Here is a 24,698-nt window from a genome sequence, read left to right as displayed (position 1 = left end):
TATGAGTATTTATAATAAGAAAACGCTCATCGTTATATTACTCCTCACAATTATTGCTTCAATTTTCTTTTTCTTTATTACTAAGAAAGATAATTATAATAAAGATGATTTATATGAAAATAAAATTGTGAATCATGATCAATCTAATGCTAGTAAAAAATACGGTGTAGCATCTAATAATCAAATCGCAACAAAAGTAGGTAATCGAATATTAAAACAAGGTGGTAATGCTATTGATGCATCTGTTGGTGTATCATATGCATTAGCTATAACAGAGCCACACTCCTCAGGTCTTGGTGGCGGAGGCGCTATGCTTTATTACGATGGTAAAGCAGGAAGCGCCCCAAAACAATGGCAATATAAAGACATTTCATCATACAGTTATAAAAATAAAGATCAAACCGGCACGCCTGGTTTTGTTAGAGGTATGCATGATGTACATAAAGCTGGCGGTAAAATGTCAGAAAAAGAGATTTTAAATGATGTAATTCCTCTAGCAGAAGATGGATTTGAAGTGGATTCTGAGTTAGAGCGAAGTTTGAAACTTTATGGCTCTGATGTCGATAGAAATTCACCATTCTTTGAAGGCAGTAAAACGAAACGTGAGGGTGATGTGATTAAACAACCAGCTCTTGCTAAGACGCTTAAAGGTATACGTGATAAAGGACCAGATTATTTTTATGATACTGTGGGTAAAAAAATATCTAAACAAATGGATAATAAGCTTACAGAAAAAGACTTTAAAGGCTATCGCACAGAAGCCAAAGAGCCTGTGAGTACAGAGTATATGGGCAATAAAGTCTATTCAGCGTCTAACCCTCTTGGTGGTACGCTTATGTTGCAAGGTTTAAAAGTAGATGAAGCAACCGAACAGGGTGATACTTCTAATAATAGGCTTGGATTTATCACGGGCATATTAAAATCTAGAGCGTTGATGTACCGTAATAGAGATATAGTTAATGGTACCGATCAAGATTTTGATGAGTATCTCTCTCAAGATTATTTATTAGGAAAATTAAATGAATTAAATATGAATAGTAATTTCAATACAAATAATGTTGATAATACAAGTACTACGCATTTTGTCGTTGTAGATAAAGACGGTCATTTGACGAGTACGACGAATACATTATCTAGTTTCTTTGGTTCAGGTAAATATATGAAACAAGGATTCTATATGAACAATTCACTATCCAACTTTTCTAATGACCCAGCAAGTCCTAACTATAAAGGTAAGCATAAAGAACCGAGATCCTTTACTGCACCTACAATAGTTGTCGGACCAGATTATTACATGGGTATCGGTACACCAGGTGGTAATAAGATACCAACAACATTGAATGAAGTACTGATTGATTACTTAAGAGGTAATGGTACGTTACAAGATTCTATCGATAAACCACGTTTTTACAATGATGGTGGAACGATTTTCTATGAAAATGCAACAAGTAAAGAGGATATTAATATTTTCAAAAGTTTAGGATTTGGTGTCGAAGAAAAACGAAACGATCCAAACTTCGGTAGTGTACAAGCTGCACTATATAATGAAAAAGAAAAATCAGTTGAGATTGGTCAAGATGTTGGTAACCGTTAATAAAGAAGACAAATTTATACAATAATTAATAACCCTTCACAAATAACACTGCTAAGTGAATTTTGTGAAGGGTTTTTTTGTATTTGATATATTGCGAGATTAACTTATGACTATTGTGATGATAAAAATGAAGTTTTATTTAATTTCGTAATGTGTAAATTCTGACTTTAGTAAACTAAAGACATAGCTGTCTGAGTACTGCCCATTTAGTTTTTCATTTTGGCGAATGATGCCTTCTTGTTGAAAACCTAATTTTTTAGGAATGTTTTGGCTTTTAACATTTTTTACTGCAGCGCTTATTTCCACGCGATTTAACTTTAATTCTTCAAAACAATAATTAACTAAATATTGAGTGCACTTAGTCATAATGCCATATTGTTGATAATCTTCGGCTAAGTAATAACCGATAGAAGTCTTTTCATTTAATGAATCTATATAATGCAGGCCAATCACTCCCACGAGTTGATTATTGTACCAAATGCCACAATGAAAACCATCGCTGTTAGCAAATTGTTGGAGCGCTGATTTAATGAATTTTTTACTGTCTGAACTAGATTGTGTATATTTCACAAATGGTAACCATTCACCTAAATATGCTCTATTAGTTGATACTATAGCAAATAGCGCTTCTGCATCTCTTTCTTCTAATATTTTTAAACTTAAATTTTCAGTTATGGGTGTTTTGAACATGAACTTCACTCCTCATATAAACGTTGTTTAATTGTTGTCTGCTACTATTCCTACTTGAACATCCTTGCCTGAGCTTATAGCTAGTGTAGTGCCATGAGCTATTTCAGAATTATATAACCATCTTTTTTGACCACCAGTATCTTCTTTATAACCTAAACGTACAGTAGAAGTAATGATATTTGAAGCGGATAAATATGAAAGTAAATCTCTGTCACTGTGATTTTGTGTAGCAACAATATGAATATAACGCTGTTTATTTTCAGACCAAGAGACATGGTCTTTTAAAAAACTTAAATGATTCGCATACCCATCGCTATGAACCCAACTAATTATTAGTGTTACATCATTAAATGTAAAATCGAAAGTTTCGGGATGGAGATAATCATAATGTTTAAAATGCACATTACTTTGTGCTAATAAAAGTGAGTCATAATTGTCTTTATTTCTAGAAAGTAAGTAAATATCTTCGTTGAAGTTATCGGCAACCCAACGACTCGTGTTTGTTAACATACCAGATCCACCAACAATAATAATAGACATAACACCAACCCCTTATTATTTTAACCTTCATTATACAGTATCGTTCATGAAATAAAAGCACCAAACATTTGGCAAAAAAATGCTGAATGCTTGGTGCATAGTTATTATTTTTCTGGTGGTGTACATCCACCTACAGTACAAGTCGTCCCATCTGGTTTTTCGTAACCAATAACGTCTCCGTTACCAGGCGCTTGGTACCATGTGTCTCCATCTTTATCCTTAACACCATTCACGTTGACGCCACTTTTTAATTGTTTTTCAACTTGTGATTTGGTTAAAGGGCCATTTTGTTGATTTTGCTGGCCTTGCGTCTGTTGACTTGCTTGATTTTGAGTAGCTTGCGCTTGTTGATTTGAGTTAGTTTGGGTCTGTTGATTCACTTGGTCTTGTTGTGATGGCGCTTGCTGTTGGTTAGTGTTTTGTTGTGAATTTTGCTGAGTTTGAGCTTGGTCATTATTAGTATTTTGGTTATCATTATTTGAAACAGCTTGCTCATTACTGTCGTTACTAGCTTGATTTTCATTGCTGTTCATATCATTATTTTTCTTGTCATCAGATTGAGTATCGTCAGACTTGTTATCATTCTTCTTTTTATCTTTAGATTTCTTTGCGCTATCTTTTTTATCTTCCTTTGATGATTTTGTTTCTTTTTTATTATCTTTGCTGTCGCTATTGTCATTACTACATGCCCCTAAAACTAAAAAACTTACTAGTAATAAAAATAAAACCTTTTTCATTTATTGTCCCCCTAGTTTTTAATTAATAAATTTATTATATTATACATAAACATTGTGGGCAATTAAAATATGCAACTAATACTTCTTAAAAATAAAAATAATGCTACATTGGTTAAAAATAGGGAATGTAATTTTTATTAAGAATATTTATATGACTAAAAGTATTGTAATTAAATAAATGATATTAAGAGGTGATCTTCTATTGATTGAATATGAATGGCAACATTTAAAGCCAAGTAATAGAAAAGACCCGGATAAGCTATTGGATATTTTGCATCCGAATTTTAAGGAATTTGGTAAGTCTGGAAAAGTGTTTTATAAAAATGACATCAACAATATGGTTTTAAATAGTGATGACTTTACAATTAATAATTTTGAAGTTTATGTCCTTGGGGATGATGCGCGGTTATGTACGTATGAACTTGTAAATAATACATGTGGGATAATTAGCAATAGAAGTTCTGTGTGGCAATTTTATAATGGTGACTGGTTATTGTTGTTTCATCAAGGGACTGAAAAATATTAGGTGGCTTAAAGTTAAAGGCACTTATAAAATGAAATAGTGATTACCAAGTGCCCCTATGTTTTATAGAAATTTTAATGCACTGATTTATATAAAAGGGGATATGAGTTGTGATTTTAACTGTTCAATTATTTAATATTTAAAGGTGATATGTTACAGTTATTAATCCTACTACTGTCTCCTGAATAAAATGATAAGGAGAATTTTATGTTGAATGTTATATCCGCAATTGGACAAATAGGTACATTTATAATGGCATTGTTCTATTTTATTTCTGTATCATTGCAACTATATCAAATGAAAATAGCGTTTATACCTGCGCTCGGCTTCAATCAAATTTTAATAAAAAGAAGCGGCAAGGGCCTAACTTTGCACAACACTGCCGTAAATAGAGATGGCAATAGGCAAGAAGACTTTTTACAACTCTACAATTTAGGTGGCGGTGCTGCTAAACAAATTACTATTGAAATTTATATAGCAGGTAATGATGATGTATTAGAACGAAAATTTGTTAGTATATTACCAAGCAAAGAAGGCTATTTGTTACCTATTAACAAAGATGTCTTTAAAGAGATTGAAGAAACAATAGAAAATAATGGTTATGAATCTAATTTAAAATTAAAACTGACTTATAAACACAATGTAAGTAGAAAGACTCAAGAGCTATATTTAAATGGTAAAATTGATGTCTTTAACTCTTATGACGATGAGTCAATATATGAGTTGCAATTTATCAACGTAGATAAATAACGTTGATAGCATAAAAAGCATGTGACGTTGCGCAGTATATTAAAGTGCGACATCACATGCTTTTTATTTTGAACTTAACTGATAATTTTTACTTATTGGAAAATATATTTTGTGAAACTAATTAATATTATAAAAAGATTTACAAAATAAATTGTTCGGCATATAATTTTAATAGCATGCCTTAGGGCATGTAAGATTATACGAGATGGGTTCTCAACATGCTCTAAGGTATATTGAGAATGTTAACTCCCGTTATAGTCTCAGAAGGCCCCTATGATTAGGGGTCTTTTTTTATTGCTGTGTATTGATAGCATTTAGGAAATGAGTAACTATTGCTTCATTCGACTGATAATTATCTATAAATGTGTGGTGGCCAGCATCGTCGAACACATATAGTGAGGTATTAGGCATATGCGCAAAATAATTTAGTTGGTCACGATAACCTACGATATTATCTCTTTTACCCAGTACTAGTGTAATGGTGGTGCGGTTAGAAATATTGAATTTTGATTCACAAGATAGTTTATAGTGTGTGTTATCTTCTCTGTGAAGATAATCGAGAAATTCTGGATCTGCTTGGTGTAAGCCAGGTGCAATTTGGGCCATATACTTTTGCCATGTTTGATTATTTATGCGTGTATTGATGTCTAAATAGTTTTGGTAGTCTTCATCTGGATTATCAGTAGTTATTTTTTGTTCTATAATATTTTCATTTTCTTCGAGTATTCTATCATCGTTTTGAGCGTAAATGACTGGTGCATTTAGATGGGCACCTATGACACTATCTTGCATACGGTGCATGAGCCCTAAACATAAGTATCCTCCATAAGAATGCCCAAATAATATAAGTTGGTTAGTAATGTCTAACTCATGAATAAACGTAAGTAAGGCATCTAACATATCATCTGAATTATTAATGCCCGTATCGCTTGAACGACCCATTCCAGGTAAATCTATATAAACTCTGTAATAATCGTTACTGTTTTGGAAAATGGGCTCGTAAACTTGCTCCATACTATCTTTGTTAAGACTATTGCCATGAATAAATAATATAGGAGTACCACTACCGTAAGCCTTATAATTTATATTGTTTTTTGACATTGCCATGTTATTTGCCTCCTATAGATTGTATCTTTCTTTCAACATACCAAGATAACTATACTTTGTAAAAATATGTGTACTTTTTCATGTGAGTATGGAAATTTGAAAGTAAGCATCATGATATTTCGGGGTGACAATAAAATATACATATAAAATTTTTAAAACAAAATTATTTTTACTTTAAATCTACATAAAAAACTAATGAAAAAGCGTTGCAATATAAAAATTTTAATATATACTATTTTTTAGAGGCCAGTATTAAGTTTTTCTTTGTACTAGGTCCATTTGCAAACACAAATACTCAATTAAATGGTAAGTACTTTATGTACTTACCGCTATTTTTATAAATTAAATTTAATCACTGACATATATGAATAGTATAGATATTAATTTATTATTTTAGACGGTAAGTAGTATCTAAAATTTGAAAATACAGAGTTGATATCTTTTTGAGAGGAAGTCTTGTGGCATGTTATTACACCTGAAAGCAATTTTAAAAAGTATATTTACAGCGGTCATAATATTTCTATTATTTATAGCGGTTTGTGGTATAGATGCCATTCTTGGATCTGTAATTGTAGCATTAATCGCATTCATCATAGGTTATGCTTCTTTCTTGTATGAACAATACAAAAATAAAAGGACTAAGTAATAATCTATCCTCGATTATATTGCTCATAACGAAGTAAGTTATGAAAAACATATTCCGGGTATTTATTATAGTAAGAGTATTTATCCGGTATTATATAATAAGGAGAGGAATCGATATGTGGTATGTAGCAATATTATTAATTATCGTAGGTATTGTGTTCTTAGTTTTAGGTAAAAGAACCTCTCGTCATCGCTTAGGAAGAAAACAAAGCTTCATTAGTTTAGGTACCGTATTTTTAATTTTTGGTGTAGTCGATATTGTCGGTTTAATTATTAACGCACTTATATAATAGATTAGCACAAATTTAAGACCTCCCGTAGTCTAGAACGGGAGGTCATTTTTATTATTGTACTTCTTTTACGGCAAAGTAATTTTGTTCCGGATCAGCAAAATTAAACACTCTACCCATAGGTAATGTCATGACTTCACCAGTTTCAACACCGTTTTCTTGTAGTGATTCACGTAACGAATCGAAATTTGTGGTAGCAAAGATTAATGATGGTGTAGCCGTGCTAACACCCATATCCATCGCATCTACTTTTTCTTTATCTTGTAAAACAATTAAAGTTTGTGCATCTTCTGATGGTGCTAATTTAACAACGCGCATGTCCATCTCAGTTGTATCTTCTACAACAGTGAAAGAAAGGTGTGTTGTCCAAAAATCTATCACTTTATCATGATTATTTACATATATCATTACTTCATCTAATCTATTTAACATTGTTTTCACCTCAAAAGACTATTTTTATAAAGTATAATAGAGAAATGATAAAAAAGCATACTATAACTATTGTTAGTTTAAAGAAGATTGTTGAAGGCAATAATTAAACATATGATTTGATGGAAAAGGGGAATTACATATGGACATTATTACTAAAATGGAAATTGTTGCGCCAACTTCAACGGTATTTGAAGCATTTGTGGATCCTAAGGAAATCGGTGGCTTCTGGTTTTCATCAAGTTCAAAACGTTGGGAAACTGGTAAGAATATAGTATTACGTTACGATGAATATGATGCAGAAGTTGAAATTAAAGTTAAAGCAGTTATACCTAATGAAAATATTGAATTTCAGTGGGGAGATAAGACGGTGACAATAAATTTCGAATCATATGATGATAAAACGTTAGTAACGACAAAAGAAAGTGCTTTTGATTCATCCGAAATTGAGCGTATGCTCGGCCAAAAAGAAGGTTGGGTTTATATGTTAAGTTGTCTAAAAGCTTATATTGAGCATGGTGTGCAAATTAGAGCAGGATTACAATAAATTTTTGGTGGTGTCTTAACAATGAAAATAATAGCAACAAGTATATTTGTAGAAGATCAAGCGCGCGCACAACAATTTTATACAGAAATATTAGGCTTCGAACTTAAACATAATATAGATATGGGTGGCCCTAAATGGCTCACTGTAAAAGAAAATAATTCTACTAATCCAGTAGAGATTGTATTAGAGCCGAACGATAATCCTATCGCTAAAGATTATCAAACACGTCTTTTTAATGAAGGCATACCAGCTACAATGTTTGCTACTGAAAATTTAAAAAAAGAGTACGAATTGTTAAAAGCGCGAGGTGTCCGCTTTACCCAAGAACCATACGCTATGGGTGACATCAAACTGGCCATATTTGATGATACTTGTGGCAATTTAATTCAATTAATTGAACAATAGTAAGGGTGTGGTGAAAATATTGCGTGAGAGAATTGAAAAAGAACGACAATCAGGATTTATTTCCATATTTTTTAGTCTTATTTTCGCATGTGTTTTTAGTCTAATGTTTACCCCCCTTATAGGTATACCTGTGGCAATAGTAAGCGGGTTTTTTATCCATTTTGCTGATAAAGATGAAGATTAATTGTCTAACAAAACTTAATATTTTATACCAAATTCTTATTCTAAGTGCTTCTTGAATAAGAATTTTTTTATTTAATTAATAGTATGAGTGAAAATTTTTTCTCTGTAAAAATTGGCCCTCATTGTATTATAAGCTTTTCAAATTCCTTTTTTATTATAATTGTTTGTAAATTTTATTAAAATTTAAATTGAAACGCTTTCATTTTTGGATTATAATAGCCTTAATTATGAAAGGGATGATATTAAGTGAATGCAAACAAATATTTAATTTTTATTTTGGGAGCTTTAGGCGGATTATTATATGGTTATGATAATGGTGTTATTTCTGGCGCATTATTATTTATTCACCATGATATTCCACTAAGTGAATCTATGAAAGGTCTAGTTGTGTCATCAATGCTATTTGGCGCAATAATCGGTGCTGGTAGTAGTGGCCCGCTATCCGACAAAATAGGAAGAAGACGTCTAGTATTGATTATTGCGATAGTATTTATCGTAGGCACATTGATATTATCATTTGCACAAAACATTGAAATGTTAATATTAGGACGTTTAATTATTGGTTTAGCAGTAGGTGGTTCAATGGCTACTGTTCCTGTCTATTTATCTGAAATGGCACCTACACAATTCCGTGGTTCTCTTGGATCACTTAACCAATTGATGATTACGATTGGTATTTTAGCAGCTTACTTAGTTAACTATGCTTTTGCAGACATGGAAGCTTGGCGTTGGATGGTTGGTTTAGCCGTAGTACCTTCAGTTATCTTATTAATTGGTATTGCGTTTATGCCTGAAAGTCCTAGATGGTTGTTAGAGCATAAAGGGGAAAGTGCCGCAAGAAAAGTAATGAAAATTACATTTAATGATCAAGAAATAGAGAAAGAGATTAAAGAAATGAAAGAAATCTCAGCTATTTCTGAATCAACATGGACGATATTAAAATCTCCATGGATTAGACCAACATTAATTATTGGTTGTGTTTTTGCTTTATTTCAACAAATAGTCGGTATTAATGCGATTATTTTCTATGCACCAACAATTTTAAACAAAGCGGGCTTAGGAGAAGCAACTTCAATTTTAGGTACAGTTGGTATTGGTCTGATTAACGTGCTTGTTACGGTAGTAGCAGTATTTGTAGTAGACAAAGTAGGACGTAAGAAAATGTTGGTGACTGGTAATATTGGGATGGTCGCTTCATTAGTAATTATGGCGGTACTTATTTGGACAATTGGTATTACTTCATCTTCATGGATTATTATCATTTGCTTATCACTATTTATCGTATTCTTTGGTTTAACTTGGGGACCAATTTTGTGGGTTATGTTACCCGAAATGTTCCCAATGCGTGCGCGTGGTGCGGCTACTGGTGTAGCAACATTAGTGCTAAACGTTGGTACAATTATTGTTGCACAGTTATTCCCAATGCTTAATGGTGCATTAAGTACAGAATGGGTCTTCTTAATATTCGCAGTTATTGGCGTCTTAGCTATGATTTTTGTTATTAAATTCTTACCAGAAACAAGAGGTCGTAGTTTAGAAGAAATTGAATATGATTTAAGAGAGAGAACTGGCGCTAAACCAGAAAAAACACAAAGTATATAATGATTTTTAAAGCGTACAAATTATAGGGATTTGTACGCTTTTCTATTTATTGAACTTATTAGTTAAATATAGTTGCTCTTAATAGACAATTTTATATCTATAATTCACAATGTTATTAAGCACTAATAAAGTGGTAATTTAGAAATAACATAGCAAACTGAAAAAGAACAAAGGTGAGGATAAGATGATTTTAGATAATGTGAATCCAAACGATTTATTTCCAACTGAGAAGAAAGGACCATCAGTACTTGGAGATATAGAATATAATGTTAAAGGTGAACAACGTTTATATAAAGGAGCTTACATAGCTACAAATGAACGATTGATTTTAAATGTTGATATGGATGGACAATTTTATTATAGAAATATTGGATATAACGAAATTAAATCTATTTCTCATGATGAACAAGCGATCAATTTGAGTTTTGAAATTGGTGACTTCCCAATTAAAAACATTGAAAAAGGCGATGTAGAAACATTTACGTCTTATGTACAACAACAAGTGAACTAGAGAATGATTGAAAAAGAAGCTCACAGCTAATTGCATGCATTAGTTGTGAGCTCTTTTAGTTATATAAACTTCTAAAATGTATGGCTTAATGTTATACATAATCAAGCTCTAACTCGTGAACTTGGTGAGTTAACATTGTGTTTAGTGGCGTAGAGATATTCAGGTCTTTCCCATATTTAGCAATTTGACCGTTAAGGAAATCAATTTCTGTCAAACGGCCTTTGTGCAAATCTTGATGCATTGAAGGGTAGTGTAACCCTTGTGTAGATTCAGGATAAGCAGCTTCTATCTTGTGAACCATATCATCTGTTTTGATATCAACGTTACGCGCATTAGCTACAGCTACAATTTCTTCTATTAATGGTTGAATCATATCTCTAGCTCGATCGTATGCACCTAATTCGCCAATGCGTTTATCTAAGATCGTACATAAAGGGTTAAGTACACTATTTAAAGTAGCCTTTGACCATATAGAAATAAAGACATTATCACTGATAACTGAATTTAATCCAGCTTTATTAAATATGTTATTTATTTCTTCAGTTCGATAATCGGCTTCGCCATCGGCACGTTGCAATTCTATTGTACCTGACCCTTCTAATAAAAGTTGTCCAGGACCTCTTAATCCAGCAGTCCACATTGTCACTGCTAAAAATATTTGAGATTTTGGTACTACTTCTGCGAAACGTTCGTCATGTCCTAACCCGTTCATCATAGTTAATATCGCTGTCGATGCTTTGATGGCATCTCTATCATATAACGCATTAATCATTGCTGAAGCGTCCATTGCTTTAGTTAAAATAATAAGTAAATCATACTGTTCATTTACTTCAGAAGGCTTTTTAGCAGTGATACTTACATTATAAGTGGATGTTTCCGTTTTAATTTCTAGACCATCGTCATTAATTTTTTTGATATGTTCATCCCAATAGTCGATGAGCGTTACATTGTAACCTGCTTCTTTTATTTGTGTTCCGATGCGGCCGCCCATAGCACCGGCACCAGCGATTGCGATATTATACATGAAAACACATCCTTATAAAAAAATAATCGTTAGTTCTTTGCATAAGACTAATAAATAACCCGCTATATAAATTTTTAGTCTTATATATTTTGCTATATAGAATTATTTTATCATTTTATCAGTATAAATTTGCAATTATCAGACTTTTTACTTATCAAATTACTGAAATAGGCGTACAATTTAGACGTATGATTAAAAGTTAAGGTACTATGTTCATGTTTAAGATGATTTTAAAATAAGATGTGATATATATTTTAATTTCAAAAGGAGAGTAATTATGAAGAAATCAGATTTAGTTGCACCAGAACGGTATAATATTGTTGAAGAAATTGAAAAATATGCCGTTGATACGTCGAAACAGGCGATAGCTTATGAAGATGAAAAGGGTAATACAGATAGTATTACTTATGCTAATTTAATAAAAAATGCCAATAAAATCGGACACGTATTTTCGAATCATGGGTTACAAAAAGGGGATAAAGTTTTAATAATGATGCCTCGTAGCATTATTACGTATGAAATTTATACTGCTGCATTAAAATTAGGTTTAGTTATTATTCCTAGTTCTGAAATGCTTAGAACTAAAGACTTACAACATAGAATTACACATGGAGATGTAGCTGCTGTAGTAGTAATTAATGAGGGCGTTAATGAATTTAAAGATATAGCAGAATATGATAATTTAACGAAATTTATCGTCGGTGGACATGAAGACGATTGGATTAATATTGAAGACGAACAGCAACAAGCAAGCGATGAATTAGATATTGTCGCAACGCATAGAGATGATATTGCGCTATTGTCTTATACATCAGGTACGACTGCTAAACCGAAAGCCGTTGTTCATACACATGGCTGGGGTTATGCACACATGCAAACAGCACCTAAATATTGGTTAAGCGTGAACGAAGGTGACACAGCTTGGGCTACTGCTGCGCCAGGTTGGCAAAAATGGATTTGGAGTCCATACCTATCTATCATGGGTTCAGGCGCTAAAGCCTTAGTTTATCAAGGTAAATTTGATGCTAAAAAATATTTAGAATTATTACAAAGATACGAAGTGAATGTGTTATGTTGTACTCCGACAGAATATCGATTAATGGCTAAATTACCTAATTTGAAAGATTATGATTTATCTCATCTTCATAGTGCAGTTTCTGCAGGAGAACCTTTAAACCAAGAAGTAATAGAAAAATTCCAACAAAATTTTGATTTAACTGTAAGAGATGGTTATGGTCAAACAGAGAATACGCTATTAATTGGTTCGCTTAAAGATGCTGAAACTCGTCCAGGTTCAATGGGTAAAGCTATTTTAGGCGACCAAGTTGCAATCATCGATGAGGATGGTAATGAAGTTGAACCAGGTGTCACAGGTGATATTGCTGTCTGGTTAGACTCACCAGCACTCTTTAAGGGTTATTATAAAGATGAAGAACGTACGACAGACTCCAAACGTGGACAATTTTATGTCACAGGCGATCGTGCACGTATCGATGAAGACGGCTATTTCTGGTTCCAAGGTAGAAGTGATGACATTATTATTAGTTCAGGGTATACAATTGGACCATTCGAAGTAGAAGACTCACTCATTGGGCATCCTTCTGTAAAAGAATGTGCTGTCGTTGCTAGTCCTGATGATATTCGTGGTAACGTAGTTAAAGCTTTCGTTATTCTACAAGACGATGTAGAAGGAAATGACGCGCTAGTAAAAGAGTTGCAAAACTTTGTTAAACAAGATGTTGCACCATACAAATATCCGCGAAAAATAGAATTTGTTGATGATTTACCTAAGACAAATTCTGGTAAAATTAGACGTGTAGAATTACGTGAAGCAGAAATCGAAAAATATAATAAATAAGTAAAGAAGATGGCACCGAAATAAAGGTGCTATCTTTTTTTATAAACAAGGTAGTTGAATATTACAAGTTACAGTTATATAATAAAATTAATCTCAATTGAATTGTACTTAATTTGATTGAGGTAAATAAAATATACTGATAAGTATATACAAATAGAGGTGCGTATAGATGTCTAAAGTATTATATGCAACAAATATGATTAGCAATGGCGGTCGTGATGGTCGTGTGTTTAGCCCTGATAATACGTTCGTACAAAATTTAGCTACTCCAAAAGAAATGGGAGGTAATGCTACTACTGCTGAAACTAACCCAGAACAACTATTTGCAGCAGGCTATAGCGCTTGTTTTAATAGTGCGTTGTCTTTAATATTGCAAAAAAGTGGTGTTACAGATGCTAACCCAGAAGTTGAAGCATCTATTGAACTAATCGTAGATGAAGCGGACAATGGAGTTAAATTAGGTGGCACTTTAACAGTGACATTAGAAAATATGTCACAAGAAGATGCAGAAGCATATGTAGAAAAAGCACATAATTATTGCCCTTACTCAAAAGCAACTAAAGGTAATATTGATATATCATTAGAAGTGCATGCACAATAATTTTTAAAGAGGAATAATATAGTAACTACACAGTCTAAAGTTGCTATGATTATTCCTTTTTTGTTAAACGATATATACGGGGCGTAGTTCATTAAAATGGCTCAACGTTGATTTACATGCATTTTTAATAAACTAAAGAAGCATATCATTCTAATGGATTTATAATGTAGTGTTAGGTAAAAAACATCATAAACGTGGTACAAATAGAAAAATGAGTAGATCAAATATGCGAGGTTGCATGTATACATTTAATAGCGACGACTACGTATACGACTTTTTATAAGAGGGTAGGATAGGTATTTATCAAAAGGAACAATTAAAAAATGAGTACACTGTCGATTAAACGGAACAGATGCACTCATTTCAGGTTGGATGCTTGATATTTACAATGAATAATTTCTCACGTCCTTGAAGTCATAGTTTTTAATAATAGTACAACCTAATGGATGAAAGCCATTATCTACATGTTCATTAATTTCTTCTAAGACGTTTAATATTTCATATTCAGGTGTTGATACATCAAACGTGTATTTAAATAAATGTTCTTTGTCTGATAACACAGTTGCGACTAATTCTTCGTTTTCCATTTTATAGCCTAATAATTGCATAATCATCTTCACCTTTCTTTATATATATTATTGTCTGGAATCTATAATTCTCAACTCTAAATTAGAATTATTCTAATTAACTACTAGTATACATTAAAATTAGTAAAATGTAGAGTGTTTTAACCTAGATAATTGAAAAAATTTTAATTTAAGATGCTCCAGCATTTATAAAATACTATGGTTGACCATTGTATAGAGATTTGATATAGTTCAATTAATTTAATAAAAGCTTTCTAGGGTTCCGTAACTTTATAGTTAGACTGGTCCGAGAGAAAGCGACATGTTTATTGCATGTTACACGGAAGGATAAAAGCCTGGGAGATAGTTTAGTTACTATCTTCCGGGCTTTTTTATTTATTAGGAGGTATAAAAATGAATTGGTTAAAAATTGTTATAGCAGCACTGTTTGAAGTTGGATGGGTCATAGGTTTAACACATGCATCTAATCTTATGGAATGGTTTGGTACGGTAATAGCTATTTTTCTAAGTTTCTATTTATTAATACAAGCGTCGAAAATGTTACCAGTAGGAACGACGTATGCGATATTTGTTGGCCTCGGTACTACGGGTGTTACTTTATGTGATTTCTTTGTTTTTGGACAACCATTAAATATGGGGAAAATAGTGTTGATATTTACGTTACTGGCTGGCGTGGTCGGACTAAAACTTGCTACTACGAGTGAGAGAGGAGCATAAATTATGGATTGGATTTTATTAATTATTGCAGGTGTTTTTGAGATGCTAGGCGTAGCATCATTGAATGCTTATACTCATAATAATAAATTAATATCATTGCTATATATGATTGTTAATTTCACACTTAGTTTTATTTGTTTAGCTATAGCGATGATGACGTTGCCAATGAGTACAGCATATGCAGTGTGGACTGGTATCGGTGCAGTTGGTGGGGCAGTGATAGGTATGTTGTTTTATAAAGAATCAAAAAATTTGTTACGTATATTATGTATCGTGGTAATTTTAGCAAGTACAATTGGTTTGAAATTATTGAGTTAAAAAAAGAGCGACACGAAAGTGTCGCTCTTTAAGAGTAATATGTTCATGAATATAAAAGACTAGTAGTTATTATTAACTACATACTTAATATAGCATATGATGCTTTGTTGTTTCAAATGTTCCACTTTAAATATTAGACCTCAATACTAAATATATTGGAATAGAAAACTAAGGCCGAGAAATAATTTTTACTCAGCCTTAGTTTGTTAGTTTTCACTGTTTAATTTAAGTGAAAAAGTTTACTGTGTTTCAAAGATTTAGACTAAGGTCGAAAATAACCTTCGTCTGTTATTAATACTTTGACGCCTCGGTATATATTTTTAATTGTATACCAAATTGTGATCACTACGAGTACGATAGCTATAACGATCATTACAACTGATTGCCAAGTTGATTGGTAAGATAATGCACTTGCACCAAGGCTTGCACTAATTATTAAAATAAACGGGCATAGATAAGTAATCATATGGTAAATCAAAGATTTTGCTGCATGTGATGATGTAGGTTTGTCTGACAATATCCATACAATAATAGGTAAGATGAGTGGTGCGAAAAATATACTGAAGTAACATAGAGCTGCAAGAACTTTACCGCTTTGAACATTATTATCTTGAGAAGTTTTGTAATCCATTTATTTCACCTCACAATGAGTGTATCAAATAAGATATGAAGTATATAGGTTATTTACTTAATATGACAACATTGTTAGGCAGTTAATCGGGGATGTATAACATAAAAAAAGACCTTATAACTAAGGTCTTTAAAATGATTATTCTGCACATAACGTTGTTATGGCACTCGCGATGATAACCATCGTAGTTAAAATTAAAACAACTACAAGAAGTGGCACTGGAGTAGTGAATATAACGATGAGTGTCAGAAATAATGCCGGTACAGCAAAAAGAATTTGCCATATCGTTGAAATGATACGCGTTGCTTTATACTTAAAAACACCCAGCAGAAGAGCGGGTAAGAAGATACAAATAGAAAAGCCTAAAGCTATCCATATTTCAACCGGTCGCTCGAAGTTGTATGACTTGCCAAAGACCCAGACTAAAATTTGAACTTCATTTTCGTTATTTCAATGGCATTAGGTTTACGTTTAGAGCCTACGCCTCCACCCTCTATAAAATTATATTCAATCTTGCTTATTGTTGAGCTCAACATTGTCTCTTTATCTTCATCAGACATGTTGCTCCAGCCTTTGAGTATTAAATTTCTAGCTGTTTTGATTTGATCACTATTTGTTTCTTTTTTCTTTTCAGCTATTAGCTGTTTGTTGTGCTGGTCGAGTAGCTCATCAGTTTCTTTGATTAGTTCCTCAAACTCCTCATCACTCATTAAATCCTTAGCCCACGCTTGCTGGTATTTCTTCCTTTGCTGTTTTATCTTTTCTACGTCGATAATACTCTCATTCGGCTTTTCTGTTGGTTTGTCCTCATAGGCTTCTAGATCACTATGTTTTATATAGTTTAAAAAGGCATGTTCAACCTCACTGAAAATCACGTTGACACTTCTCGCAGATTTATCAGCTTTACAACGAGCACAACTATAATGTGAATACTGAAAAACCTCGCCGTTCTTTTTCTTACGTTTAGTTATAGCAAGTGTTAGACGTTGCCCGCATTGGTGGCAAGACAATAGGCCTCTGAACACAGACGTGTGTTTAAGTCCACGTGAGTGCTTACGTGTGGAAATGGTAGACACTATTACCTCATAGTCTGATTGGCTTATAATAGGCTCGTGTGAGTTCTCTATGAATACATCACTGATTTGTGTATGGCCTCGAGTTACAGGGGCGACTAGAATATCCTTAACTTTACTTTTATTCCATGAGTCGCTTTGAGGTGGCCTGTATTTAGAGTTGTTTAGTTCGACAGCGACAGCACGTAAACTCACGCCAGCTTTTACCCTTTCAGCCATATACTCAACTACTTTGCGATTTTCATTAGGGTAGAGTTTGCCGTCAATTTTATCGTAATAGAACGGCACAGGTGCTGTATAATTACCTTTTTCAGCAGACATTTTACGCCCTTGAGATGTTCTTTCAGCAATGGTGGAACGCTCCCACTCAGCCATGGCACCGACCAGCGTTATAAAGAGTTTACCAATAGCGCTTGTAGTGTCAAATACCTCTGTAGCACTTCTGAACTTAACATTATGTTTTTCAAATATATCTAATAAGCTCATAAGGTCACGAACAGAGCGAGTAAGCCTATCTAATTTGTAGACAAGTATTAAATCGAACTCATCTAGTCTACTTATTAGGTTTTGCAGGCCTGCTCTGTCTGTACTTCCTGCTGACTTTCCTGCGTCGACAAATAGCTCGTATTTATCCCAATCATTTATCTCGCAGTACGATTTTAAGCGCTTCTCTTGCCCCTCGATAGAATAGCCTTCATTCGCCTGTTCTAGTGTTGATACACGGGTGTATATTGCAACTTTAGTCATGTTTTACCTCCCCGTATTTACTCATGGATTCAGCAAAAGCTTTTAACTCTTCTTTAGCTGTAAAATGTGATTTTTCATTAGAAACACTATGAATGAATACACCTTTATTTGTTTTTACTTTATATTCAGTAAAAAATTCATACCTATATACTTCTAATACTTTCATACTTTGTTATTACACCCCTAAAAATAGTAAAAATAATAAGGACAGTAATTTCGCTGTCCTCTATAAGCCAGACTTATAAATATCTAGTCATTTTATCCACTCCCAAATGAACAACTATGACTATGCATCTTCGAGCAAAACTTAACTCGAAAATTCCCTTAAAAAATTAATATAGCTGTCAGATTTTCTGTGACGATATTTAGTAAGATAAGTTTCAAGACCTAACTCAATATGTCTTTCTAATATACGCATAGATACCTTTACAGCACTAAAACTGATATTGAATTTATTGGCAATCTCATATGAGCTTTTCCCTTTATACTCATATCTTTTGTGCAATGGAAACAACAAACCACTTGCGAATACATCAGCCTCATATTCCTCTCGAGAATAAGAAACGGTGTTCGTAGCACTTTCATAAATTGACTTGCCTGTATGGTTGAGTTTGATGTGACCATACTCGTGAGCTAAAGTGAAACGTTGACGCTTTATGTTTTTAAGTGCGTTGTAGACAATTACAGACTTATCGCCCTTTTTAAAATGGAAAGCCTCATCTGTTTGTCCTATTTCAAATACCTCGCATCTTTTTATATTAGTCATCCGTGCAAACTCGCCAAAGGTAAATAATTCTACATATGGGTCAGCCTTGATTAGACTATTGATTTCTACAGGGAAACCTACATCACTAATTAGCTGATGAGCGTTCTCAACGGCAAACATAAAGGATTGACTTTCTTCATAATTCAACTGTAAAACCCCTTAATCCTTATTATCTTTTGTCATATCTTCCCAATTTTCAAAGAAAGCCTCAAAAACTTTAATAGCTTTCTTCCTATCTTCCTCACTCATATTTTGCGCAGCTCTTTGCATAATGCGTATATCTTCTGTCATTTCTGGGTCAGTAGTTTTGGCATTGTCATCAGCTAGAAACTCCAATGAAACATCGAAGTATTTTGCTACCTTTTTTAAATTTTCAACACTTGGGCTACTTTTAGCCCAGCGTTTAATTTGCCCGTTTGAAATTCCAGTTTCACGCTCTAAATGAGCAATCGAAATACCTCTTTCGCTACAAAGTTTTTTTATTTTCTCGTATAAGTTCAAATTTTTTGCTCCTTTTGAAGCACCGTCACACTAGTGTTTAGCGTAAATGCTAAAAAATAATTAGAGAAAAATCTAAATTTACTGTTGCATTATAGCTAATTCTCTAATATAGTATGACATGTGCTAATTAATTAGCTAACAAAAAACCAGCAATTGATAATGAAGTTCGCCAAAACCTTTGATTTATCTTTTTGCTATTTTAGTTAGCCTTTAGCATGGATATAAGACAGTTAAACTTACTAAAAAACTTGATTTGTTTGTAGGGAGTAGTCTGTCTTATTAGCTAATTTCCACATTTTTAATATTAGCATATTAGCTAATTTCCGTAAATAGGAAATTAGTAGATAATTAGCAAATTATCTAAGGGGGGTTCAAATGGAAGATTTTGGGGCGCATGTTCGCAGTGAGTTAGAAAAACGAAACATATCTCAACGAGAGCTTGCAAAGGATTTAGATATTTCAGCGCCGTACTTGAGTGACATTCTGAATAACCACAGAAATGCGCCACTTCAAAAGCGTAAAATACTTACGTATTTGAAAAAGACGAGAAACCTAAATGCTAAGGAGGAAAAATAATGCAAAAGGAAAAGAAGCCTGAGGATTATGTACCTCCTCAAGTAGTTCAATACTGGTACGACTTTATGAAAACGAGAGGTGTTATCTAATGAAACAAACAGTCAAAACATTCTACTCGATTGTGTTATCAGTTGTTATTGGCACAGCCTCAGTAGTGTTGACAGACATATTTGTAGGTTTAGTCATAGCGACAGCAATTGGTTTGTTAACTGAAATCACATTCTCTGAAATGGAACACAAAAAAGGCCTCACTCTCGCCAACGAGTAAGACCTAGAGAACTTAAAAAATTATGAATAACTAAAGTATAAAACAAAATGGGAGGAATTACAACATGGCATTAGAAGATGTATTATTGCAAATTGCAGACCAGCTCAAAGAGTCTAACAGACTTAAACGCGAACAGACTAAAGCATTTGAGGGTTATAGCTTAAATGATAATTATCAAGCAGATAAAGAAGAAACACCAGCAGAAGAAACAAGCAAAGAAAATGAACAGCCAGCTCATGCTGAAAGCTCTAAAGAAGATGAGCCAAAATCAACAGAATTAAACAGCATTGACGATGTACCCGATGAAGCAACAATGAAAAGAGAAGTTGCCAAAATCATTAAAGGTAACAACAACGACAATAAGTTAAAACTTAAAGAGAAGATAAAAGAAACAGGAGCTAAAAAGGTCACAGACATTCAGCCTGAACACCGTCAAGCCATTATTGATTATGTGAAAGAGTTAGAAAATGAGTAACCTTGATCACTCAGCAAGAGCTCACGCCAAGCTAAGCGCAAGTGGAGCTAAGCAATGGCTGAATTGCCCTCCCAGCATTAAAGCAAGCGCGGGTGTGGTTGATACTACGACAGAGTTCGCTCAAGAGGGGACATTCGCTCATGAACTATCAGAGTTGTATTTCAGTAACTTATATGAAGATTTAAGCGACAGTGACTTTGAAAAGCAATTCGAGGAACGTAAGCAAAGCGAATACTACTCAGAAGAGCTGAGAGAACACGTTGAGCAGTACGTCAATGTCGTTGAGGAAACAATCAACGAGGCTAAAGCTCAAGACGAGCCCATATTGTTTTTTGAACACAGGCTCGACCTGACAAGATATGTACCCGAGTCATTCGGCACGGGCGACGTTGTTATCTATTACAACGGCACTGTTGAGGTCATAGACCTTAAATTCGGTAAAGGCGTCGAAGTGTCAGCGCTGAACAATCCACAATTGAGATTGTACGGGCTAGGAGCCTATGAGCTACTCAAAGACTTTGAGGATATACACACAATCAAAATGAAAATTGTACAGCCGAGATTGAACGACATATCAAGTGAAACAGTAGACGCTGATGACCTCATAGAATGGGGGCTTAACACAGTTAAACCTCAAGCGCTCAAAGCCTACAACGGACAAGGCGAGTTTAAAGCTGGTAGCCATTGTCGATTTTGTAAGATACGCCACTCATGCAGAGCAAGAGCCGAGGCAAACAACGTAAAGCAAGACGACATGAACGCACCAGCAACGCTAAGCGATGACGAGCTTGCTGAATTACTTCACAAATTGCCTGAAATAAAACGCTGGGCAAAAGACGTTGAAGAATATTGCAGAGAGCAAGCCTTTGAGAACAATCGCAATTTTAACGGCTGGAAAGTCGTAGAGGGCAGAGCAAGCCGTAAATATGTCGATGACGGTCAGGTTTACGAGCGACTTAAAGCACATTACGACCCTCAAGAAGTAACAGAAACTAAAGTATTAAGTATTTCAAAACTAGAGAAGCAACTCGGCAAAAAGAAAGTGACTGAGTTACTTAGCGATTTAGTAGAGAAGCCACAGGGCAAGCCTACGCTAGTAACTGAGGACGACAAACGAGAAGCTATTCAAAATAGCGCAGAAAATGACTTTACAGTCTTTATTGAACATTAAATCTAAAAATCAGAACTATATTATAAATCAAATTTAAAGGAGTTTTTCACAATGGCAGAACAATTAAAAACACGAGTAATGATTTACGCAAGAGCGAGCTACGCACATATATTTGAGCCTCAAGCAATGAACGAGGGAGACGAGCCAAAATACAATGTGAGCTTAATTATCGACAAGAACGACGAGAAATCACTTAACAGCATTAAGAAAGCAGTAGAGAACGCTAAGCAGAACGGCAAAGAGAAGTTCGGAGGCAAGATACCAGCTAACCTTACAACACCTTTACGTGACGGCGACACAGATCGTGAGGACGATGAAGCATATCAAAACGCTTATTTCTTAAATGCTAAAACGAAACGTAAACCTCAAGTATTAGATATGGACGGACAACGCACAGACGACTCTGACGAGGTTTACAGTGGTTGCTACATTCGAGTAACAGTCAACTTCTACCCTTATGCAGTATCAGGCAGTAAAGGCATTGCATGTGGATTAGGTAACATCATGAAAGCAAAAGACGGCGAGCCATTAAGTGGTGGAGGCGCTAAAGCTGAGGACGAGTTCGCTGATTTTATCGACTTTGACGCTGACCTTGATGACATGTTCGACTAATAAGCCATTAAGGGAGGCCACAGAATGACAGTAATGCACATTGATATTGAGACCTATTCAAGTTATGACATAAGAAAAACGGGCGCTTATCGCTATACCGAGGCGCCTGACTTTGAAATATTAATCATCGCATTTTCAATCGACGGTGGCGAAGTAAGAGCCATAGATATGTACGACAAAGACGACAAACGATATAAGCAGTTCAAATGGCATTTATTAGACCCTGAGGTCGAAAAGCGAGCATTTAACGCCAATTTCGAGCGTGTGTGCTTAGCCAAACACTTCAATACAACAATGCCAGCTGACGAGTGGGTTTGTGACATGGTCGACGCAACAAGGGTCGGCCTACCAGCCTCACTTGAGAAATGTGCAGAGGTGCTTGAAGTAGAAGCTCAAAAAGACAAATCAGGTAAAGCATTAATAAGATACTTTTCAGTGCCTTGTAAGCCAACAAAAGTAAATGGTGGCCGTACTCGTAACCTACCTGAACACGACACAGAGAAATGGGAGCAGTTCATTTCGTATTGCGTTAAAGACGTTGAGGCTGAAATGGCAATCGGCGACGAAATCGCAGACTTTGAGGTGTTGCCTAGTGAGCAGTTGCTATGGACGATAGACCAGCACATCAATGACAGAGGTGTTCATATCGACGAGCAACTAATGCTGGGAGCTTATGAGTTAGACAAAATAAGCAAATCATCATTACAAGAACAGGCTAAGAGGCTGACAGGCCTCGACAACCCAAACAGTCAACAACAGCTAGTGGGCTGGTTTAACGAACAGGGTGTTGAATTAGACAACTTGCGTAAGGCGACAGTTGACGAATACCTAGAAAAAACGACAGGTAGAGCGCACAAAATGTTAGAGCTACGCCAGCAAATGAGCAAAACCAGCGTTAAGAAATACGACAAGATGTATAACATGGCATGCAATGACAACCGTATTAGAGGCATGTTCCAGTTTTACGGTGCAGGTACAGGACGTTGGGCAGGGCGTGGCGTACAAATGCAAAACCTCACTAAGCACAAGATGACAGATGAAGAACTCGACATCGCTCGTGAGGCAATAAAAAAGCAAGATTTTGAATGGTTAGACCTTATGCTCGATTACGAGTACCAAGACATATTGAGCCAACTTGTTAGAACGACATTTACAGCTCAGGACGGCTACAAGTTAGCTGTTAGTGACTTCTCAGCCATTGAGGCACGTGTCATCGCATGGCTTGCAGGCGAACAATGGCGCCTTGATGTGTTCGACACTCACGGCAAGATATACGAGGCGTCAGCGTCTCAAATGTTCGGTGTACCTGTTGAGAGCATAGGCAAAGGCGACCCACTCAGACAAAAAGGCAAAGTGGCCGAGCTGGCGCTGGGCTATCAAGGAGGCGCAGGCGCCCTCAAATCAATGGGAGCCCTAGACATGGGCATTGAAGAGGACGAGCTCAAGCCTCTTGTCGATAGCTGGCGTAAAGCCAACCCAAACATCAAAAAGTTTTGGTATAACTGTCAGAAATCAGCTATTGGCGTACTAGAGGACGGCGAGCCTCGATACACAAACGGCCTTAAATTCTATTTAAAACAAAAGCACTTACTCATAGAGCTATCAAGTGGCAGAACATTGGTCTATAGAAATGCAGAACTAGCTAATAATAGTTGGGGCGCAACCGTCATAGCGTTTAGAGGCTTAGACCTCAACCGAAAATGGACGACAGTTAAAACCTACGGAGGCAAACTCGTCGAGAACATCGTACAGGCCACAGCTCGTGACGCATTAGGCGTTTCAATGGAACGACTAGAGGCAGAGGGCTACAAGATAGTGGCACATGTACACGATGAAATCATTCTCGAAGTGCCTGACGACGGCCACGACCATTTGAAAGATATAGAAGATATTATGAGCCAGCCTGTTGTATGGGCTGACGGTTTAAATCTAGATAGTGACGGCTTTGTTAGTCCGTTCTATATGAAAGACTAAAGGAGGAAAATCATGGGCGCACTAGATAACGTGAGCGAATGGGGCGAATATAAAGTCCCTGTTAAGCTCACGATTGAATATGAAACTGAAATTACTGTAACAGCAAACAACAGCGATGACATCGCAGACAAAGCTGATGAATATATAAGCGAATACTATGACGACATGGCGAGTGAGGTCATGGCGATGACTGGTAAATCAAGATTAAAAGACTGGGAGGAGCATTTCTAATGAAGTTCAGAACAT

At 34.9% G+C, this 24,698-nt stretch carries 32 protein-coding genes and 1 riboswitch; of the genes, 20 read left to right on the top strand and 12 right to left on the bottom strand.

Annotated elements, in window-relative coordinates:
- Window position 1 precedes the first annotated feature (1 nt).
- Complete coding sequence (locus ISP08_RS12220) at window positions 2-1,594, top strand: gamma-glutamyltransferase (RefSeq protein WP_195718816.1); 1,593 nt, start codon at window positions 2-4, stop codon at window positions 1,592-1,594.
- A 135-nt stretch (window positions 1,595-1,729) separates the two neighbouring features.
- Here ISP08_RS12220 and ISP08_RS12215 read toward each other — a convergent pair whose 3' ends face one another.
- From ISP08_RS12215 to ISP08_RS12205, 3 genes are all read right to left on the bottom strand, one after another.
- Window positions 1,730-2,284 carry a GNAT family N-acetyltransferase gene (locus ISP08_RS12215; protein WP_195718815.1) on the bottom strand — a complete coding sequence of 185 codons (555 nt, stop codon included), beginning with the start codon at window positions 2,282-2,284 and terminating at the stop codon, window positions 1,730-1,732.
- 27 nt (window positions 2,285-2,311) lie between these two features.
- Complete coding sequence (locus ISP08_RS12210; RefSeq protein ID WP_195718814.1) at window positions 2,312-2,824, bottom strand: Rossmann-fold NAD(P)-binding domain-containing protein; 513 nt, start codon at window positions 2,822-2,824, stop codon at window positions 2,312-2,314.
- A gap of 104 nt (window positions 2,825-2,928) precedes the next feature.
- A complete protein-coding gene (locus ISP08_RS12205) occupies window positions 2,929-3,561 on the bottom strand; it encodes a hypothetical protein (protein WP_195718813.1) in 633 nt (210 codons plus the stop codon).
- 202 nt (window positions 3,562-3,763) lie between these two features.
- Here ISP08_RS12205 and ISP08_RS12200 point away from each other — a divergent pair, with 202 nt between their 5' ends.
- Both ISP08_RS12200 and ISP08_RS12195 read left to right on the top strand, forming a co-directional pair.
- The gene (locus tag ISP08_RS12200; protein WP_195718812.1) at window positions 3,764-4,087 is read left to right on the top strand and encodes a nuclear transport factor 2 family protein; all 324 of its coding nucleotides are present in this window, start codon (window positions 3,764-3,766) and stop codon (window positions 4,085-4,087) included.
- Between the two features lie 204 nt (window positions 4,088-4,291).
- Window positions 4,292-4,834: a hypothetical protein gene (locus tag ISP08_RS12195; protein ID WP_048794519.1), complete on the top strand. Its 543-nt coding sequence runs from the start codon at window positions 4,292-4,294 to the stop codon at window positions 4,832-4,834.
- 291 nt (window positions 4,835-5,125) lie between these two features.
- Here the strand turns inward: ISP08_RS12195 and ISP08_RS12190 are convergent, their stop codons facing one another.
- The gene (locus ISP08_RS12190; protein ID WP_195718811.1) at window positions 5,126-5,941 is read right to left on the bottom strand and encodes an alpha/beta fold hydrolase; all 816 of its coding nucleotides are present in this window, start codon (window positions 5,939-5,941) and stop codon (window positions 5,126-5,128) included.
- A gap of 463 nt (window positions 5,942-6,404) precedes the next feature.
- On the opposite strand from ISP08_RS12190, the gene ISP08_RS12185 reads away from it, so the two are divergent.
- Complete coding sequence (locus ISP08_RS12185) at window positions 6,405-6,587, top strand: hypothetical protein (RefSeq protein WP_195718810.1); 183 nt, start codon at window positions 6,405-6,407, stop codon at window positions 6,585-6,587.
- 115 nt (window positions 6,588-6,702) lie between these two features.
- Window positions 6,703-6,876 (top strand): hypothetical protein, encoded by a 174-nt coding sequence (locus ISP08_RS12180; RefSeq protein WP_193391005.1) that lies wholly within the window; start codon window positions 6,703-6,705, stop codon window positions 6,874-6,876.
- 54 nt (window positions 6,877-6,930) lie between these two features.
- Here ISP08_RS12180 and ISP08_RS12175 read toward each other — a convergent pair whose 3' ends face one another.
- Window positions 6,931-7,308, bottom strand: a complete 378-nt coding sequence (locus ISP08_RS12175; protein ID WP_195718809.1) for a VOC family protein — start codon at window positions 7,306-7,308, stop codon at window positions 6,931-6,933.
- 139 nt (window positions 7,309-7,447) lie between these two features.
- Between ISP08_RS12175 and ISP08_RS12170 the strand changes: the two genes are divergently transcribed.
- The 4 genes from ISP08_RS12170 to ISP08_RS12155 all read left to right on the top strand — a co-directional run bounded on the left by ISP08_RS12170 (window position 7,448) and on the right by ISP08_RS12155 (window position 10,553).
- Window positions 7,448-7,852 carry an SRPBCC domain-containing protein gene (locus tag ISP08_RS12170; RefSeq protein WP_195718808.1) on the top strand — a complete coding sequence of 135 codons (405 nt, stop codon included), beginning with the start codon at window positions 7,448-7,450 and terminating at the stop codon, window positions 7,850-7,852.
- Between the two features lie 21 nt (window positions 7,853-7,873).
- Window positions 7,874-8,257, top strand: a complete 384-nt coding sequence (locus ISP08_RS12165) for a VOC family protein (RefSeq protein WP_195718807.1) — start codon at window positions 7,874-7,876, stop codon at window positions 8,255-8,257.
- A gap of 429 nt (window positions 8,258-8,686) precedes the next feature.
- Window positions 8,687-10,042, top strand: coding sequence for a glucose transporter GlcP (glcP, locus tag ISP08_RS12160; RefSeq protein ID WP_048794513.1), 1,356 nt, complete (start codon window positions 8,687-8,689; stop codon window positions 10,040-10,042).
- 184 nt (window positions 10,043-10,226) lie between these two features.
- Window positions 10,227-10,553 (top strand): PH domain-containing protein, encoded by a 327-nt coding sequence (locus ISP08_RS12155; protein WP_195718806.1) that lies wholly within the window; start codon window positions 10,227-10,229, stop codon window positions 10,551-10,553.
- A gap of 91 nt (window positions 10,554-10,644) precedes the next feature.
- On the opposite strand, the gene ISP08_RS12150 is transcribed toward ISP08_RS12155, so the two are convergent.
- Entirely contained in the window at window positions 10,645-11,577 is a 933-nt protein-coding gene (locus ISP08_RS12150; RefSeq protein ID WP_195718805.1) for a ketopantoate reductase family protein, read from the bottom strand.
- 277 nt (window positions 11,578-11,854) lie between these two features.
- On the opposite strand from ISP08_RS12150, the gene mbcS reads away from it, so the two are divergent.
- Window positions 11,855-13,435 (top strand): acyl-CoA synthetase MbcS, encoded by a 1,581-nt coding sequence (gene mbcS, locus ISP08_RS12145; protein WP_195718804.1) that lies wholly within the window; start codon window positions 11,855-11,857, stop codon window positions 13,433-13,435.
- A 169-nt stretch (window positions 13,436-13,604) separates the two neighbouring features.
- A complete protein-coding gene (locus ISP08_RS12140; protein ID WP_195718803.1) occupies window positions 13,605-14,036 on the top strand; it encodes an organic hydroperoxide resistance protein in 432 nt (143 codons plus the stop codon).
- Between the two features lie 383 nt (window positions 14,037-14,419).
- Here ISP08_RS12140 and ISP08_RS12135 read toward each other — a convergent pair whose 3' ends face one another.
- Entirely contained in the window at window positions 14,420-14,644 is a 225-nt protein-coding gene (locus tag ISP08_RS12135) for a hypothetical protein (RefSeq protein WP_048794508.1), read from the bottom strand.
- A 222-nt stretch (window positions 14,645-14,866) separates the two neighbouring features.
- Window positions 14,867-14,967: riboswitch (guanidine-I (ykkC/yxkD leader) on the top strand.
- A gap of 49 nt (window positions 14,968-15,016) precedes the next feature.
- On the opposite strand from ISP08_RS12135, the gene ISP08_RS12130 reads away from it, so the two are divergent.
- Together ISP08_RS12130 and ISP08_RS12125 are read left to right on the top strand one after the other, a co-directional pair.
- Window positions 15,017-15,340 carry a DMT family transporter gene (locus ISP08_RS12130; RefSeq protein ID WP_195718802.1) on the top strand — a complete coding sequence of 108 codons (324 nt, stop codon included), beginning with the start codon at window positions 15,017-15,019 and terminating at the stop codon, window positions 15,338-15,340.
- A 3-nt stretch (window positions 15,341-15,343) separates the two neighbouring features.
- Window positions 15,344-15,658 (top strand): DMT family transporter, encoded by a 315-nt coding sequence (locus ISP08_RS12125; RefSeq protein ID WP_229294135.1) that lies wholly within the window; start codon window positions 15,344-15,346, stop codon window positions 15,656-15,658.
- 262 nt (window positions 15,659-15,920) lie between these two features.
- Here the strand turns inward: ISP08_RS12125 and ISP08_RS12120 are convergent, their stop codons facing one another.
- The 5 genes from ISP08_RS12120 to ISP08_RS12100 form a co-directional block, all read right to left on the bottom strand.
- Window positions 15,921-16,289 (bottom strand): magnetosome magnetite crystal formation protein family, encoded by a 369-nt coding sequence (locus tag ISP08_RS12120; RefSeq protein WP_195718801.1) that lies wholly within the window; start codon window positions 16,287-16,289, stop codon window positions 15,921-15,923.
- Window positions 16,290-16,711: 422 nt separating this feature from the next.
- A complete protein-coding gene (locus tag ISP08_RS12115) occupies window positions 16,712-18,109 on the bottom strand; it encodes a recombinase family protein (protein ID WP_195718800.1) in 1,398 nt (465 codons plus the stop codon).
- Entirely contained in the window at window positions 18,102-18,275 is a 174-nt protein-coding gene (locus tag ISP08_RS12110) for a hypothetical protein (RefSeq protein ID WP_195718799.1), read from the bottom strand. The genes ISP08_RS12115 and ISP08_RS12110 overlap by 8 nt, the downstream gene beginning before the upstream one ends.
- 141 nt (window positions 18,276-18,416) lie before the next feature.
- Complete coding sequence (locus tag ISP08_RS12105; protein WP_195718798.1) at window positions 18,417-19,022, bottom strand: ImmA/IrrE family metallo-endopeptidase; 606 nt, start codon at window positions 19,020-19,022, stop codon at window positions 18,417-18,419.
- A gap of 12 nt (window positions 19,023-19,034) precedes the next feature.
- Window positions 19,035-19,376, bottom strand: a complete 342-nt coding sequence (locus tag ISP08_RS12100; protein WP_195718797.1) for a helix-turn-helix domain-containing protein — start codon at window positions 19,374-19,376, stop codon at window positions 19,035-19,037.
- Window positions 19,377-19,751: 375 nt separating this feature from the next.
- Between ISP08_RS12100 and ISP08_RS12095 the strand changes: the two genes are divergently transcribed.
- The 7 genes from ISP08_RS12095 (at window position 19,752) to ISP08_RS12065 (ending at window position 24,683) form a co-directional block, all read left to right on the top strand.
- Window positions 19,752-19,952 (top strand): helix-turn-helix domain-containing protein, encoded by a 201-nt coding sequence (locus tag ISP08_RS12095; protein ID WP_195718796.1) that lies wholly within the window; start codon window positions 19,752-19,754, stop codon window positions 19,950-19,952.
- An 88-nt stretch (window positions 19,953-20,040) separates the two neighbouring features.
- Window positions 20,041-20,220 (top strand): hypothetical protein, encoded by a 180-nt coding sequence (locus ISP08_RS12090; RefSeq protein ID WP_195718795.1) that lies wholly within the window; start codon window positions 20,041-20,043, stop codon window positions 20,218-20,220.
- Between the two features lie 64 nt (window positions 20,221-20,284).
- Window positions 20,285-20,695 carry a hypothetical protein gene (locus ISP08_RS12085; RefSeq protein WP_195718794.1) on the top strand — a complete coding sequence of 137 codons (411 nt, stop codon included), beginning with the start codon at window positions 20,285-20,287 and terminating at the stop codon, window positions 20,693-20,695.
- Window positions 20,688-21,866, top strand: coding sequence for a DUF2800 domain-containing protein (locus tag ISP08_RS12080; RefSeq protein ID WP_195718793.1), 1,179 nt, complete (start codon window positions 20,688-20,690; stop codon window positions 21,864-21,866). The genes ISP08_RS12085 and ISP08_RS12080 overlap by 8 nt, the downstream gene beginning before the upstream one ends.
- A 51-nt stretch (window positions 21,867-21,917) precedes the next feature.
- Window positions 21,918-22,478 carry a DUF2815 family protein gene (locus ISP08_RS12075; protein ID WP_195718792.1) on the top strand — a complete coding sequence of 187 codons (561 nt, stop codon included), beginning with the start codon at window positions 21,918-21,920 and terminating at the stop codon, window positions 22,476-22,478.
- A gap of 24 nt (window positions 22,479-22,502) precedes the next feature.
- The gene (locus ISP08_RS12070) at window positions 22,503-24,452 is read left to right on the top strand and encodes a DNA polymerase (protein ID WP_195718791.1); all 1,950 of its coding nucleotides are present in this window, start codon (window positions 22,503-22,505) and stop codon (window positions 24,450-24,452) included.
- A 12-nt stretch (window positions 24,453-24,464) separates the two neighbouring features.
- A complete protein-coding gene (locus ISP08_RS12065; RefSeq protein WP_195718790.1) occupies window positions 24,465-24,683 on the top strand; it encodes a hypothetical protein in 219 nt (72 codons plus the stop codon).
- Window positions 24,684-24,698 lie beyond the last annotated feature (15 nt).

Source organism: Staphylococcus lloydii, from assembly GCF_015775975.1.
GTDB lineage: Bacteria > Bacillota > Bacilli > Staphylococcales > Staphylococcaceae > Staphylococcus > Staphylococcus lloydii.
Note: the sequence above shows the minus strand (reverse complement) of the source record. Positions and strands in the feature narration are given on the sequence as shown.